General features: G+C 59.8%; 14 protein-coding genes. 6 read left to right on the top strand and 8 right to left on the bottom strand.

Annotated elements, in window-relative coordinates; translation table 11 throughout:
* Window positions 1-111: 111 nt before the first annotated feature.
* From NZ746_05680 to argH, 4 genes are all read left to right on the top strand, one after another.
* Entirely contained in the window at window positions 112-1800 is a 1689-nt protein-coding gene (locus NZ746_05680) for an electron transfer flavoprotein-ubiquinone oxidoreductase (GenBank protein ID MCS6816853.1), read from the top strand.
* A 117-nt stretch (window positions 1801-1917) separates the two neighbouring features.
* Complete coding sequence (gene thiD / locus NZ746_05675; GenBank protein MCS6816852.1) at window positions 1918-2718, top strand: bifunctional hydroxymethylpyrimidine kinase/phosphomethylpyrimidine kinase; 801 nt, start codon at window positions 1918-1920, stop codon at window positions 2716-2718.
* A gap of 148 nt (window positions 2719-2866) precedes the next feature.
* Window positions 2867-3718, top strand: a complete 852-nt coding sequence (locus tag NZ746_05670) for a hypothetical protein (protein ID MCS6816851.1) — start codon at window positions 2867-2869, stop codon at window positions 3716-3718.
* 130 nt (window positions 3719-3848) lie between these two features.
* On the top strand, window positions 3849-5261 hold the full coding sequence (gene argH / locus NZ746_05665) for an argininosuccinate lyase (GenBank protein MCS6816850.1): 1413 nt from the start codon (window positions 3849-3851) through the stop codon (window positions 5259-5261).
* On the opposite strand, the gene argB is transcribed toward argH, so the two are convergent.
* From argB to NZ746_05635, 6 genes are all read right to left on the bottom strand, one after another.
* The gene (gene argB, locus NZ746_05660; GenBank protein MCS6816849.1) at window positions 5248-6141 is read right to left on the bottom strand and encodes an acetylglutamate kinase; all 894 of its coding nucleotides are present in this window, start codon (window positions 6139-6141) and stop codon (window positions 5248-5250) included. The genes argH and argB overlap by 14 nt on opposite strands.
* A 23-nt stretch (window positions 6142-6164) precedes the next feature.
* A complete protein-coding gene (locus NZ746_05655) occupies window positions 6165-7205 on the bottom strand; it encodes an N-acetylornithine carbamoyltransferase (protein ID MCS6816848.1) in 1041 nt (346 codons plus the stop codon).
* 12 nt (window positions 7206-7217) lie between these two features.
* A complete protein-coding gene (gene argC, locus NZ746_05650; GenBank protein MCS6816847.1) occupies window positions 7218-8267 on the bottom strand; it encodes an N-acetyl-gamma-glutamyl-phosphate reductase in 1050 nt (349 codons plus the stop codon).
* 12 nt (window positions 8268-8279) lie between these two features.
* Window positions 8280-9326, bottom strand: a complete 1047-nt coding sequence (locus NZ746_05645) for a hypothetical protein (GenBank protein ID MCS6816846.1) — start codon at window positions 9324-9326, stop codon at window positions 8280-8282.
* 76 nt (window positions 9327-9402) lie between these two features.
* Window positions 9403-10629 (bottom strand): argininosuccinate synthase, encoded by a 1227-nt coding sequence (locus tag NZ746_05640; protein ID MCS6816845.1) that lies wholly within the window; start codon window positions 10627-10629, stop codon window positions 9403-9405.
* 43 nt (window positions 10630-10672) lie between these two features.
* Complete coding sequence (locus tag NZ746_05635) at window positions 10673-11119, bottom strand: arginine repressor (protein MCS6816844.1); 447 nt, start codon at window positions 11117-11119, stop codon at window positions 10673-10675.
* 161 nt (window positions 11120-11280) lie between these two features.
* Between NZ746_05635 and NZ746_05630 the strand changes: the two genes are divergently transcribed.
* Window positions 11281-13044 (top strand): B12-binding domain-containing radical SAM protein, encoded by a 1764-nt coding sequence (locus tag NZ746_05630; GenBank protein ID MCS6816843.1) that lies wholly within the window; start codon window positions 11281-11283, stop codon window positions 13042-13044.
* On the opposite strand, the gene NZ746_05625 is transcribed toward NZ746_05630, so the two are convergent.
* Both NZ746_05625 and NZ746_05620 read right to left on the bottom strand, forming a co-directional pair.
* Complete coding sequence (locus tag NZ746_05625; GenBank protein ID MCS6816842.1) at window positions 13045-13911, bottom strand: ATP-binding cassette domain-containing protein; 867 nt, start codon at window positions 13909-13911, stop codon at window positions 13045-13047. It lies immediately after the preceding gene.
* Window positions 13908-14771, bottom strand: coding sequence for an ATP-binding cassette domain-containing protein (locus NZ746_05620; protein ID MCS6816841.1), 864 nt, complete (start codon window positions 14769-14771; stop codon window positions 13908-13910). The genes NZ746_05625 and NZ746_05620 overlap by 4 nt, the downstream gene beginning before the upstream one ends.
* Before the next feature lie 155 nt (window positions 14772-14926).
* Between NZ746_05620 and NZ746_05615 the strand changes: the two genes are divergently transcribed.
* On the top strand, window positions 14927-15568 hold the full coding sequence (locus NZ746_05615) for a hypothetical protein (GenBank protein MCS6816840.1): 642 nt from the start codon (window positions 14927-14929) through the stop codon (window positions 15566-15568).
* Window positions 15569-15589 lie beyond the last annotated feature (21 nt).

The following is a 15589-nucleotide window of genomic DNA, read 5'->3' as shown; positions in this document are numbered from 1 at the left end:
CTCCCATTCGATGAGGAAGCGGTTGACGGACCGCCCGTTCGTCCCCTTTGTCTTTTCGCAGCGTTCGCCCGCTGTGCTAAAATCTCCCATCTTCGCGAGGAGGGCGAGGCAATGGGAGAGCGTATCGAGTTCGACGTGTTATTTGTGGGGGCCGGACCAGCGAGCTTGAGCGGGGCGTTGCATCTGGCTCGTCTCATTCGGCAGCATAACGAGCGCGTCGAGGCGGGGGAGCTTCGCGAGCGACGGCTTGAAGTCAGTATCGCCGTGATCGAGAAAGGGCGAGAGGTCGGAGCGCATATCCTCTCAGGCGCCGTCCTCGACCCTCGTGCGCTTCGGGAGCTTGTCCCCGATTTCCTCGATCGAGGGGCACCCCTCTCAACGCCGGTCGTTGAGGACCATGTTTGGTTCCTCACGCGGCATCAAAAGATCGCAGCCCCCATTATTCCCCCACCGTTGCGCAATCACGGGAATTATATCATCTCACTCGGTCAATTCGTCCGGTGGTTAGCGACACTCGTCGAGCAGGCGGGGGTGGACATCTTCCCGGGATTCCCTGGCGCTGAACTGCTCATTGAAGACGGAGCGGTTGTGGGCGTGCGAACAGGCGATCGCGGAGTGGATCGGAGCGGCAAGCCCAAGGAGAATTATGAGCCTGGGGTCGAAATTCGCGCGAAGGTGACCGTTCTTGGAGAGGGCGTCCGGGGGTCTTTGGCAAAAGTCCTTATCGAACGGTTCCACTTGCAGGCGGGTAAGCACCCGCAGGTCTACTCTGTGGGGATCAAGGAGCTTTGGGAAGTGGAGTCAGGACGCATCGCGCCCGGGACGGTCATTCACACACTCGGGTATCCGTTGGATTCTCGAACCTTCGGAGGCGGATTCCTGTATGCTGGAGCAGAGCAGCTTGTGAGTGTGGGGCTCGTCGTGGGGTTGAGCTACGAAGATCCGTGTCTGGATCCGCACCGGCTCTTCCAGCAGTTCAAGATGCATCCCGCGATCGCGCGCATCCTGCGCGGAGGGAAGCTCGTTCGGTATGGAGCGAAAGCGTTGCCCGAAGGAGGGTACTATTCGATCCCCAGACCGTATGTGAGTGGAGCGCTGCTCGTCGGCGATAGCGCCGGATTTTTGAATGCTCAGCGGTTGAAGGGAATTCATCTGGCCATGAAGTCAGGCATGTTGGCAGCTGAGGCCATCTACGAGGCCTTGCGACAGGACGATTTCTCGGAGCGACAGCTCGCTCGATATGAGGCGCTAATCCGGGCCAGTTGGCTGCATGACGAGTTATACCGTGCTCGGAATTTTCACCAGGCGATGGAACGAGGCTTATGGTCGGGTCTCTTCCACGTCGGACTACAGATGCTGACCGGAGGGCGGGGATGGCGCGATCCTCTCCCGGCCATTGCCGGACATGAACGGATGCGGAAGCTGACGGAATACCACCGAGAGCGGGGGGCCGGATGTCCGCCGCCGGACTGGAAGCCCGATGGTGTCCTGACTTTCGATAAGTTGACCGACGTGTACTATTCCGGGACCTCCCATGAGGAAGATCAACCGTGCCATTTGCGGATCGCCGACTTCGACATCTGCCATACGCGATGCGTGGTCGAATACGGCAACCCGTGTGAACGCTTCTGTCCGGCCAACGTCTACGAGATGATCCCGACTCCGGAGGGGCGAAAGCGCCTGCAGATCAACGCCTCAAACTGCGTCCATTGCAAGACATGCGACATTATGGACCCATACCAGATCATCACCTGGGTGCCTCCGGAGGGAGGGGGCGGGCCGAATTACCTGATCCTGTGACGGAGACCTGATTGGCCTCACCTTCGGCCCAGAGGCCAATTTCACGCACGCTGCATCCCTCGACTTCCCTCTTCGAGGGATTTCGGGTAAACTTGTACTTACAGCAGGCTTGGGGTCATGGTAGCACGTGCTTTGACGATTGCAGGCTCGGATTCCGGTGGGGGTGCGGGGATTCAGGCGGACCTGAAGACCTTTACGGCGCTCAGAGTCTATGGGCTCTCGGTGTTGACAGCGATCACGGCACAGGACACCTGCCGGGTGGCCGGCGTGATCGAGCTGCCAGCGGATTTCGTCCGGTTGCAGTTGGACATTGTCCTGCGCGACATCGGAACGGATGCGGCGAAAACGGGTATGCTTTCAAGCCCGGAGATCATTGAAGCCGTGGCCGAAGGGATACGGGAACATCGAATCGAGCGGTTGGTCGTGGACCCGGTGATGCGGGCCAAATCAGGAGATCGGCTCTTGCGCGCGGAGGCGGAGGAAGCGTTGGTTCGGCGACTGCTCCCGTTGGCCTATGTGGTGACGCCGAATATCCCGGAAGCGGAAGTCCTCGCGGGCGAGCCGATTCGATCGCGCGAGGACATGCGGCGAGCGGCGCGGCGTATCTTCGACTTGGGGCCACGGGCAGTACTCATCAAGGGGGGGCATCTAGAGGCCGGATCAGAAGCCGTGGACATCCTGTACGATGGGCGGGACCTCTATGAGTTCGCCGCAGAGCGCGTGCCAACGCGGAATACGCACGGAACGGGTTGCACTTATTCGGCGGCCATCACGGCATATCTGGCCCAAGGCCATGGCTTGCTCGACGCGGTTCGGAAAGCGAAGCACTATGTGACGATGGCCATCCGGCATGGATTCTCGCTCGGTCGAGGTCACGGTCCGCTGAATCACTTCTGGAGCGAAGGCGAGGCAGTGTAACGGCACAGGTCATCCGCCGAGACTCCGGCGAACGAACGCCCGCATAGCGCGAATACTCGTAGCACAAGGCAATCGTCAAGAATATGCGAACCCTCGGGATGAGGGTTTGCATCTAAGTAAAGTGAAGTTCACAATGAGGGGAAAGACAATGGTCGCGAAGATCGCCAAACAAGAAATTACCTTGAACTTACCGCGTCGGCCGACGACGGTCGAGCGGTACTTGAAAATCGTGAAATTCGCGCTTGGCCGCAATCGCGACGTTGAGGCAGTGGCGAAGCATTTCGGATGTTCTCCGGCGACGGTGCTCAATGCTATTCGCGCGTTCGGGGTGACCTACGATCAAGTGCGACGGCGGCGTACGCTCCCGCAGTTGAAAATCGCCGAGGAATACATTAAGTCGGAGCGGCGCTTGAGCGAACGGGATCAGAAGATCGTTGAGATGTATAACAGTCCGGAAGCGCCGACGCTGGAGCAGATCGGGCGCGCCTTTGGGTTAACGCGTCAGCGCGTTCATCAGATCTTGAAGAAAGCGAAGGCGTTCGGGGTGAAGCTCGTCGAGCGCAAGACACCTCCGGAAGGCCATTGGATCGAGCGTTGCCAGCTCTGCAAGCGAATCCTTCAGCTTCAAGAAGAAGAGCCGATGCTGACCCGTCGTCAGATCGCTGCTCGCTTGAATGCTCCCATCTGGGTGGTCCACTGGCACTTGAATCGGTTGAAGGCGCGTGGATTGGTCAAGCGACATTTCGGATATTTCCGCAGCGAGCGACTGATTCAAGCGATCAAGCTCTACAACAGCAATCCGGAGGTGAGTGCTTGGAAGCTCGGACGCATGCTCGGGTACAAGAACTTGCCCGGGATCTTCTGCGAATTGGAGAAACGAGGACTGGGGTATCTGCTGCGGCCTCGGAGCCGGCGCATAGCGAGACGGCGTCGAGCAGCGCAGTCGGGGACGGTGATCGACGCAAAGCAAGCGTTCCGCAAGCGGTGTGCAGGGAAGTGACTCAGGTCGCGTAAGGAGGGCTGGGCATCTGGAACGCGAGGACGATCGGCCGCGCGTGGAATTGGGGGGATTCGTCTCCACCGGCGAAGGGGTGGCGCGATATGAGCTGTTGACTCCGGAGCCAGTGAGCATGGAGAAACTGTGGGGCGGACGGTTTCGCGAGGCCTTGAATCCAGAGATCGCTCGGTTCAACACTTCGTTTCCCTTCGATCGCAGGCTCCTCCCTGCCGATATTCGCACCAACGCGGCGTACTGCCGCGCCTTGCAGCGAGCGGGCTTGCTCTCCGAGGAAGAGGCTGCGCGAATTGTTGAGGCCCTCGCACGGATTCTCGAGCAGGTGGAGCAAGATCCGGGAGCCCTCGATCGCTATGCCGCTGAAGACGTCCACAGCTTCGTTGAAGCGCGCTTAGCGGAATTGGTCGGCGAATCGGCGTACAAGCTCCGCACCGGTCGGAGTCGGAACGATCAGGTGAGCACGGACCTTCGACTTTATCTCCGCGAGCAGTGTGATCTCTGGCTCGCGGAACTCCTCGAGTTGGAGACGGCCGTGCTCGATCTGGCCGAGCGATATGCGGGAGTCTCGCTCCCCGGATATACGCATCTCCAGAGGGCGCAGCCCATTCTGTGGGGACACTATTTGCTCGCCTACTTCGAGATGTTCGAGCGCGATCGGGAGCGAGTGAGCACGGCGCGGACGCGCCTTAATGTGCTGCCTTTGGGAGCAGGAGCGCTCGCCGGGACGAGCGTCCCGATTGATCGCGAATGGTTAGCTCGGGAGTTAGGATTCGAGCGCGTGGCTGCGAACAGTCTCGATGCCGTGAGCGATCGCGATTTCGTGCTCGACGTCCTCTTCGCCGCTGCCGTGCTGCAAATGCACCTCAGTCGCTTGGCCGAGGATTTCATCCTGTACGCGACCTCGGAGTTCGGATTCCTCACACTCGGCGATGCCGTCTCCACCGGATCCTCGCTCATGCCGCAGAAGAAGAATCCGGATGCTCTGGAACTCATCCGCGGCAAGGCCGGCCGCGTCTTCGGTCATCTGATGAGCGTGCTCGTGATGATGAAGGGCTTGCCGCTCGCCTACAACAAGGATATGCAGGAAGATAAGGAGGCCGTCTTCGATGCGCTGGACACCGTGCGCGCCTGCGTGCGCGTGGCGACGACGGTGCTCCACCATGTGGAGCTTCGTCCAGAGCGAATGACGCATGCAGCGCTCGGCGATTACACGAATGCGACGGAGCTGGCCGATTATCTCGTGCGCAAAGGACTGACCTTTCGCCATGCCCATGATCTCGTCGGACGGATCGTCCTGTATGCCGCTCACATGGAGAAAAGCCTCAGCGAACTTTCGCTCGAGGAATATCGGCAATTCGCTCCTCAGATCGAGGCGGACGTTTACGAAGCGCTCTCTCTCGAACGAGCGTTGGCCTCGAAGCGAACGTTCGGTGGGACAGCGCCAGAACGCGTTCGAGCCGCTCTACAGGAAGCACGGCAGAGAATGAACGCCTTGCGGCGGGATCGAGAAACGATTACGTCGGGCTGATCATCGTTCCCGAACCCTCGTCCGTGAAGATCTCCTGAAGCAAGGCATTACGCCGACAACCGTTGAGAATGTGCACGGTCGTTCGCCCGCGCGAGAGCAGGCGTAAAATCGCATCGGCTTTCGGCAACATCCCTTCGGTCAAGCATCTCCCTGCGAGTAACTCCTCAAGTTGAGCGAGTGTGAGGCGCGAGAGTCGAGTCGTCGGATCGTTTCTGTCCAAAAAGATCCCATCCACATCCGTCAGCACGAGAAGCTTCTCGGCGTCCAGATTCGCCGCCAGTTCCGCGGCGATCGTATCGGCGTTGACATTGAAGATGTTCCCTTGCGCGTCGGCAGCGAGGCAACAGACGACCGGCAGATATCCGTTCTCCAAGAGCAGAAGGAGGAGTCGGCCATTGACGGATTCAACGTCGCCGACGTGACCGTAATCCACGATCTCCTCGCGTCCAGTTTCCGGATTCAGGATGCGTTGCGGATGTCGGCGGCGGGCGCGAACGAGCTGTCCATCGAACCCTGTGAGCCCGACGGTGGGAACGCCCAAACGGTGCAGAGCAGCCGCCACTTCGGTATTGATTTTCCCAGCGAAGATCATCTTCGCGAGTTCTAACGTCTCATCGTCAGTGACGCGCCGTCCGAGGACGATCCTCTGCTCAACGCCCAATCGTCGGGCCAAGTGGGTCACCTGCTGGCCTCCGCCATGGACAACGATGATGCGAATGCCCACTTGATGGCAGAGGACAATCTCTTCGGCCAACGACTGAAGGATCGCCGGTTTCTCGGTGACCTTTCCACTGAGCTTGATGACGAAGACCCTCCCCTTGAATTTCTGGATGTAGGGGAGCGCTTCGCGCAACAACTCCAAGCGATCGTGATTCATCATACGGATTCCCTTTGCATCGGCCCTCACAGAAGCATGGAGAGTAAAGCCTTTTGAACGTGGAGGCGGTTCTCGGCTTGTTGGACCACGAGGGAGCGTTCACCGTCAAGGACGGCGTCGGTCACGACGACATTCCGACGCACGGGGAGGCAATGCATGAAATATCCCCGACTGGTCAAGCGCATGAGAGCTTCGTCTACGATCCACTCCCGATAGGCCTTCCGTACCTCTCGCTCTTCTTCCCACCGGCCATAATAATGACGACTGCCCCAACTCTTCGCGTAGATGACCTCGGCGCCGCGGCAGGCTTCCCACCGATCGTGCAGCACGCGCACGGAACCTCCGTTGCGGTGAGCGTGTGCGCGGATCGTGTCCATCAGCTCCGGATCCAACTCGTATTCCGGCGGGCAGGCGATCGTCAGATTCATACCGAATTGCGCGGCGATCAACGCGAAAGAGTTCGGCACGGCCATCGGCAGCGGCTTCGGATGATAGGCCCAACAGAGAACGACCTGACGTTGATCCACGAGCCCGAACGTCTCTCGGATCGTCATCACATCGGCCAGCGCTTGCAGCGGATGGAACATCGCTGATTCCAGATTGATGACCGGCACCGCGCTATAGCGCGCGAAGCTGCGCAGGATCGGATCGTGCCGCTCTTCCTCGAACGACCGGAGAGCGGGGAAGCTGCGCACGCCGATAGCCGCCACGTATCGAGAGAGCACGCGCGCCGCTTCTTTGATGTGCTCGCTTCGGTCGCCGTCCATGACGACGTCCTCGCGATATTCGAGCGTCCACGTCCCCCTCCCGATGTCGAGCGCGACGACGTGGCCTCCCAGTTGGTGAATAGCAATCTCCATCGAAGCGCGCGTGCGCAGCGAGGGGTCGAAGAAGATGAGCGCGATGGATTTTCCTTTCAGAGGACGCCCGTGTCCGAGCGCTTTGTACTGGATCGCCAGATCGAGGACCTCGGATAATTCCTCACGCGTGAACTCTCCGGTGGTGAGAAAGCTCCGTCCTTTGAGCGTCGCGCGAGGTCTCGGCCAACGCTTGATTGAGAGGGCCATGACTCGTCCTCCTTACGGATGGCTTCCCGGCCACTTCAGGCCTAGTGTCTCATCTAAGCCGAACATCACGTTCATGTTCTGCACGGCTTGACCGGCTGCCCCCTTGACCAGATTATCAATGGCCGTGAAGACGATCGCCGTTCGTCCCCGAACCGCCCAACCAATGTCGCAGAAGTTCGTATGCTTCACCCACGTGATGTCCGGCGAGACGTTGGGCCCGAGCAATCGCACGAAAAAAGCGTCGGCGTAAAATCGGTGAAAGAGATCGCCGATCTCTTCCGCCGTCATCGGCTCCGCGAGCGTGAGATAGAGCGAGGCGAAGATCCCGCGCACGACCGGGGCCGAATGCACTTGCAGAATGAGACGCTCGGACCAGCGGTCGTCTTCCAGACGAGCGAGCGCCTGTGCGATCTCTGGCAGATGTTGATGGGCGAAAGGCTTATAGGCGAAGAAGCTGTTGGCTCGTCGCGGATGGTGCGTCGTCTCCAGTGGCTTCGCGCCGGCGCCCGAGGAGCCCGTTTTCGCATCGGCGATCGCCGGGCCGACGAGCAGCCGGGCCGACACAAATGGAGCGAGTCCGAGGAGGACAGCCGTGGCGAAACATCCAGGATTCGCTACGCGCGTGGCGCGCGCAATCTCCTCGCGTTGCAACTCGGTCAATCCATAGACGAAGCGTTCGAGATGCTCCTGAGCGCTATGCAGTCGCCCATAGTGCGTCTCGAAGGCTTCGGGATCCTTCAACCGGAAGTCGCCGGCCAGATCAATCACCTTCGTTGATTCGGGAATCCGAGGGACAAGCTCCATGCTCCGTCCGTGTGGCAGCGCGAGGAAGATGCAATCGAGCCCTTCGGCGAGCGAGCCGATGGTGTCAGCCGTCGGCGAGGGGAGGAAGCGGAACTCTGCCAGTCGCCGCAGATTCGGATGGACGTCGGCGACCAAGCGCCCAGCTTGCTCGTGAGCCGCCACCCACGCGATCTCTACCTCTGGATGGAAGAGGAGGAGACGCACCAGCTCTCCCCCTCCATAGCCCGATCCTCCCACGATCCCCACGCGAATCGCCATCGTTCTCCCTCTTCAGCGCGCGGCATTTCGGAAAGCGAGAACCTTCTCTTCCACGAGTCGGTAGAGCTTCTCGCCATTTCTCATGGCGTTGGCTGCTGGAATCCCCCACTCGCGCTCGATGAATTCGCGTCCCATGGCACTATCGGTGACAGCGCCTGAGATGACCGTGATCGGCACGCGCTTGGCCGCGAGAAGTCGAACTCCTCCCCACGCCCCGACGAAATCGCTGGCGCAGAAGACCGTCGCCGCCACAAACCGCAACAGCTCCGCATCCTCGAAGAGAACGTGCACGTTGTAGCCACCAATGATCCCATCGCCCAACTCGAGGACGATCACGTCCGGTTCGACGGTATTCAGTTCAGCGATGAGCGCTTTGGCGATCGCTGGAAGATTGGGCGCGGAGACGGTCGAGGGATACCCGCAATCGAGGAATGAAAGGGTCTTGATGGCTCCATGGTCCTCCATATTCAGCGTGTCGCGCAGACACGCAATTCCGGTAAGCTTGGCCGCAGCGACACGATACCCCACGTGCGTAAAATGTTTGATGAGTTGTGCCGCAGCGAACGTCTTCCCCGCGCTCATGCAGGTCCCCGCGACCAGAACGAGCGGACATGATCGCTCCAAATGTTCGCGCGGCGGGATGGCGCCCTTCGCGATGTTCAAGATCGCCGGCACGGGCGCGCCGTCCTCATCGGCGACCATGCCGAGTAATTCGACCTCGATGGCCTCTCCGAGCTCATTATAATGATCTACACAGCGGCCAATTACTCCACCAAGGTTCAGGATGTGCAGCCGATCCCCCGGAGAGAGTTTCGGAGGAATGTCACCGACGAACCCCTTGAGCGCTCGTCGCTCTCCGAGTACGCCCACAATGAGATCATTGCGGTTGATCTTGCAGAGTCGTCCGGTGGGCAGTTCCAAGTGATTGTACGTGGCGTTCTCCGTGAGGACACGCACGACGACGACATTACCTGCCCGTGCTTCGCAACGCGTCGTCACGGGAACCCACGGAGAGAGTTTCAAGTTCACCGTCGCCGATCCGATCTTGTCCACTCGCATGAGCCGGAGTTCCGACCCGTCCGATCGCCGAGATATTTCCACCACGCTATCTTTCTCGCTCACGCGTCCGTTCCTCCTATTGCGAAATAATGGCCTCGACCGGTTCTCGCATTCGTTGCAAGCGGAGCCGAAGGGCATTCAACTTGATGAAACCGGCAGCATCCCGCTGGTCATAAACTTCATCGGCCTCGAACGTAGCGTATTCCGGCCGATAGAGAGAACACGGCGATCGGCGTCCGAGGACGATGCAGTTGCCCTTGTAGAGGCGCAATCGGACCGTTCCCGTCACATTCTTCTGCGTCTGGTCAATGAAGGTCCGGAGCGCCTGAAATTCCGGCGAATACCAGAACCCGTAGTAGATCAACTCGGCGATCTTTGGGATGAGGGCATCGCGGAGTCGCCCGAGCTCTCGATCGAGCGTGATGGACTCCAGAGCGCGGTGCGCGATATGCAGGATCGTCCCCCCCGGCGTTTCGTAGACCCCGCGTGATTTCATGCCGACGAAGCGATTCTCCACCATGTCCACGCGCCCGATGCCGTTCTCTCCGCCCAATGCGTTCAGCGTCTCCAGCAGCGCGACGGGATTCAAACATTCACCATCCAGCGCGACCGGCACGCCCTCCTCGAACGTGATCTCGATCGTCGTCGGGCGGTCGGGCGCTCGCTCCGGCGAGACCGTCAGCAAGAACATGTCCTCAGGCGGCTCGCGCCAGGGATCCTCTAAAATCCCCCCCTCATAGCTAACGTGCAAGAGATTGCGGTCTATCGAATAGGGCTTCTCGTGAGTCGCATTCACGGGAATACCATGCCGCGCCGCGTATTCGATCAACTCGGTGCGCGATCGGAATTCCCACTCGCGCCACGGAGCGATCACTCGGATGTCCGGATCGAGCGCATAATACGTCAGCTCGAAGCGCACCTGGTCGTTCCCTTTGCCCGTCGCTCCATGGGCGACGGCATCCGCTCCTTCTCGTTTCGCGATCTCGATCTGATGCTTCGCAATGAGAGGACGCGCCAGACTCGTCCCCAGCAAGTAGAATCCTTCGTACACGGCATTGGCCTTAAGCGCCGTGAAGACGAAATCGCGCACGAATTCCTCGCGCAAGTCTTCAACGTAACAGCGGCTCGCGCCAGTGGCGAGCGCTTTCTCCTGGAGGCCCGTCAATTCGTCCCCTTGGCCGATGTTGGCTGTGAATGTGATGACCTCGCAGCCATATCTCTCCTTGATCCATTTGAGCATCACCGACGTGTCCAACCCTCCCGAATACGCGAGCACGACTTTTCGAATGGCTGTCTCCGACATAGATTCCTCCTCCGAATGGTTTCAAAAGGAGCAATGCCCCACGTCACGCTCCCTCTCGAAGAGATCGCCGCCATGTGAAGAGCTGACCGATGCGCAGGATCGCCTTGCGCTGCGCCTCGCGATCTTTCACCGCGACGAAGACCGTGTCATCGCCGGCGACTGTCCCCACGACTTCCGGAAAATGCGCGTTATCAATCTTCAGGGCCACCGAGGGGGCTTGTCCCGGCTCCGTCTTCACGACGATGAGATGATCGCCCGCCGTATCGAGATGGAGGATCTCGAGCACGCCGGCAATGGGATGCATCAAGCGCGGGAGCGCGTAGTAGCCGTTGATCTTGATCGCGCCCAAGCGAGCTAGGTCTCGTGAGACCGAGGATTGCGTGGCGCGAATCCCGCGCTTGCGCAACTCCTCGACCAGCTCGGCCTGCGTCCGAAAGCGCTTAGTCCGGATCAGTTCGAGCACCTTCTCTCGCCGTGTCATCTTCTGCATAATATGCAAAATTCCTGCATATCTCGAAAATGGATGCATACTTATACGCAAGGTCCCGCCCTCTGTCAACCCCCTGTTAAACCCTTCGGTGAATTTCCGCGCGATCGGCTTGTGCGAAGCGGGAGTCTCTGATAGAGTGGAGACCGGCTTGGAGAAAAGCGATGAGGAAAAACCGGAAGGAACTCGCGATCACGCTCATCGAGCTTCCCGCGACCGTGGATGGAACCCTCGATGGGAAATTGGCAAAGGATGTGTATTCGCTTCTCGATTTTCCGGCGCGCGGCATCCCGCTCTTGACGGCGATTGTGAAGGCAGCCGGGTATGCGAACACGGTGGCCATTAATCCCAAATACAATCGTCGGACGAAGGGACATCTGGATCGAGGAGATTGGGCGCGGTTGCTCTCGTCGGACATCGTGGGCATTTCGGTCATCACGCGAACAGCGCCGCAATCGTTGGAATTGGCGCGGCTTTTGAAAGAGGCGAATCCGCGTATTGTGGTCGTATTCGGCGGGCCTCATCCGACGGCGTTGCCGCAGGAGGCCTTGCAGTATGGAGACGTCGTCGTTCGACATGAGGGGGATTATACGTTCCCGGAGCTTTTGGAGCGCTATTGTGAGCATTTCGAACGTCCGCATTTGGAGGACGTCCGGGGGATTGCCTATCGGACGTCCGAAGGGGAAGTGCGGCTCACCCCAGATCGACCTTTTTTGACCTCAGAGCAGCTCTCGGCCTTGCCATTTCCTGAGTACACCGAGAACGAACGGCGCTTCGTCACGCATCTGGTGGTGAACACCGCGCGCGGATGCCCATTTGAGTGCGAGTATTGTTCGGTCATTGATAACTTCGGGCGTCAATTCCGATTCTTGGATGATGAGGCGGCAATCGCGCTGATCCGATACACTTTGGGGGTGAAGCGGTGTCCGATCTTCTTCGGGGATGACATCTTCAATGCGAATCGGGCGCGGGTGAAACGCCTCCTCGATCGCCTTCTGCGCGAGGGGATTCGAATCCCGCGCTGGTTCGCTCAAGTGCGTGTGGAGGCGGCTAACGATCCGGAGTTGTTGCGATTGATGGCGCGGTCCGGATGCGCCTGCGTCTTCATCGGGCTCGAATCGGTCAACGATGAGACGCTGCGGCTCTATCACAAGCATTCAACTCTGGAGAAGAACCGAGCGGCGATTGAAACGTTTCATCGCGTGGGGATTCGCGTGCATGGGATGTTCGTGCTTGGATCGGATGCGGACACAGTGGAGACGATCGAGCAAACGCTGCGCTTCGCAAAGGAGATGAATCTGGACACGGCGCAATTTTTCGCCTTGACGCCGGTCCCGGGACCGCCGCTGACGGCCCGCCTTGAGCGGGAGGGGAAGATCATCGCTCCCAAGCGGTGGCATCTCTACGATGCTCAACACGCCGTCATTTGGCCAGCGAAGATGACGGCCTATGAGTTGCAAATGGGGACGATCCGGGCCTCGCTCGACTTTTACTCCTATCGCGAGGCGTGGCGACATTTGAAGGAGAGGCGAAGCCTCTTCAATTTCCTGATTCGGATCAAGGGCCGAAAGCTGGCGCGGCAGATCGTTCGAGACAGCGCGCCATATCTAGCGGCCCTCAGGCGATTGGAAGAGTGGCGGCGCCAAATCGAGAAGGCGCACGTGGAATGGAGCGAGCGAATGAAACACGTGGTCGAAGACGAGCATCTCGGAGCGGAGGAGAAGGAGGCGCGACTGCGCCAGCTTTTGGAGGAAGTAGTGGCGCGGATTCGCGCTGACGCGGATCTCTTCGCTGCGGGATTTGGTCCATATGTCCAGCCGTTCGCCGACCGCCTCTGTGAGAAGCTCCGGCGGGAGTTCGAAGCCCTCGTAGGCGTCGGGAGGCTCTCGGGAGAGACGGCGATCGCCGGGGAACCTGCGGTTCAGTAATCAGGGGAGGAATTGTCGGATCATGGGGTCGCGGGCGCTCCAGAAGAATTCATCCGTGCCGTCGAAGATCACGCGTCCTTCGGCGAGCATGAGGATCTTTGTGTTGATCAAGCAGAAACGCTCGCTCTCCCGGCGAAAGAGGAGCTTGCCGTCAGCCGTGCGTTCGTAGAAATGCGAGGCGAGATAGCGGACTTCGTCCATGTTCTGCGTGATCCAGAGCGAGGTGACGCCCTGAAGGTCCCGTAAGCGCATGACGAGTCGGCTGATGCGTCGGCCGATGACGGGATCGAGTCCCGCGAGGGGCGAGTCATAGAGGATGATCTCCGGGTCTCCGACGAGCGCACGCGCGATGGCCGTGCGTCGGCTCATCCCGCCGGAGAGTTCGTTGGGCATCATCCCATAGGCGTGTTCGAGGCCCACCCATCGTAACGTCCGCCGCACCTCAGCTTCTACGTCTTCCAGGGCGTATCCCTGTTCGAGGAGCCGGTAGGCGACGTTCTCGGCGACCGTCAGCGAGGTGAAGAGCGCATCCTCTTGGAAGACGACGCCGATCTTCTGACGAATCTTGAGAAGCGCTTCCTCAGGCAGGGCTGTGATCTCTTGACCGTTCACAAAGATCTGACCCTCATCGGGGCGCAGGAGACCAATCGCCAGGCGAAGGATCGTGGATTTCCCGGAGCCCGTCGGTCCCAAGATGATGCGCATTTCGCCTTTGTAGACCTTGAAGCTGACCCGATCGAGGACGCGCCGCGGCGGATCATCGAAGGCTATGGAGACTTCGCGGAATTCGAGGACGGGATGATCTTCCGAAGGTGAAGGAGGCGTCTTCATCGCGTTCCGACGATCGGAGAGCAGTCGTTCCATCATTCGAGCATCAGCTCCTCGAAGACCTCTCGCTCTTCCACCTCCTCGAGCGCACCGATGAACTCGCGGACGTAAGGATCTTCCGAGCGGCGAAGTTGCTCTTCTGTCCCACTGAAATAGATGCGACGGTTGCGCAGGATGAGGAATCGTGTGTTGATGAGCGAGAACGTCTCATCCTCGCGATGGAGAGCGACGATCTCCCCAGTGGGGCCCCGCGTGTAGAGGACGGAGGAGAGGAAGCGCACATCGTCCATGCGGTGGGTGACGAAGATGGAGCTGACGCCCCGAAGATCGCGATATTTGGCCGCCAGCTCGCAGAGCGTCCGAGCGGTGGGGGGATCGAGTCCAGCTGTCGGTTCATCGAAGAGTAAGATCTCGGGACCACCGACCATCGCTCGCGCGATGGCGACCGCTCGACGCATGCCACCGGAGAGTTCACCGGGGAGAGCATGAAGGTCTCCCTTGAAGTCAATGAATGCGAGCTGGCGCATGACCTCTTCCTCGATGCGCTCCTCGGGCCATCCCTCCTCACGGAGCCGGTAGGCGACATTCTCGTACACACTCAGGCTATCGAAGAGGGCGCCGGATTGGAAGACGATCCCGATCTTCCGGCGGACGGCCAGAAGTTCTTGCTCGCTCATGGAGGTGATCTCCTGGCCGTGGATGAAGATCTCCCCTTCATCGGGTCGGATGAGTCCGAGCGTGAGCCGCAGGATCGTGGACTTCCCGCTTCCGGAACCGCCGAGGATGACCGTCATCTCGCCGGGTCCGACCGAAAAGGAGATGTCTTCGAGCACGAAGTGCTCGCCATCATACGAGTGCCAGACGTTCTTGAACTCGATGACCGAATGTCGTTCGGACATCTGCCGCTCACCCTCGTCGCGAGGTTACGTGCGAAGTTCGGTTATAGCACAAAGTCAGCCTCTCGGGCTATGGGGAGCGCCCTTCGGGCGTTTGACAAGCAGGGGGACAGCGGGATATAAGATCGGCGCGCGAAGGTGCGTCGTGCGAGGCGAGCATGGCAGGCGTGGGGACATACATCTACTGCACGCGCTACAGCGAGTTGAAGTCGGTGTTGATCTGTGCCATTCGGTGCCCCTATGCGCTCAAATGCCAAGATTGGGCGGGGGCACTCACGAGCGATCGGCGCGAGCGAATCGAGGAGGAGGTGAACGCCTACGCCCTCGCGAAAGGAGTGACCGTGGATCCTGAGGTGTGGCATCCCTTGCAGAAGAAATCGAGGCGACGTGTGAACGCCAGGGAGAAGGGGGCGCGAGTCGCTGAACTCTCGTCGTCGGGGGCGTCGCGGCTCTCCTCTCGCCAGCGTCATTCTCAACCTCAGGAGGAGGCACGCATGGGAGAAGTGAAGCGTGGAGAAGTGAAGCAGGCCGCAGCTCCCTCTGACGTCAAGGGGGTGGAATCGAAAACGCCAGCGCGCAAGAAGCGCGCCGCTGCATCTCCCCGTCGGCGGAAGGGAGGGACGAATCCATCGGGAACGATTTTCCTCATCCTGGAGCAGAACGGCCGATACCGAGAAGTCAAAAGCGAAGAGGAGATGAAGCGCATCGCCATTGAGAGTGCTGGTCGAAACAAGAAGGGGCTGCGCTTCGCGCGCGCGACGCTTCTGGAGGTCGAGGTCACCTTTCGCCCGGTCCGGTGATAGCGATGCGCCATTTCCTAT

The sequence above is a fragment of the Blastocatellia bacterium genome (assembly GCA_025055075.1).
Lineage (GTDB): Bacteria > Acidobacteriota > Blastocatellia > HR10 > HR10 > HR10.
This window is presented reverse-complemented; position numbering and strand designations above follow the sequence as displayed.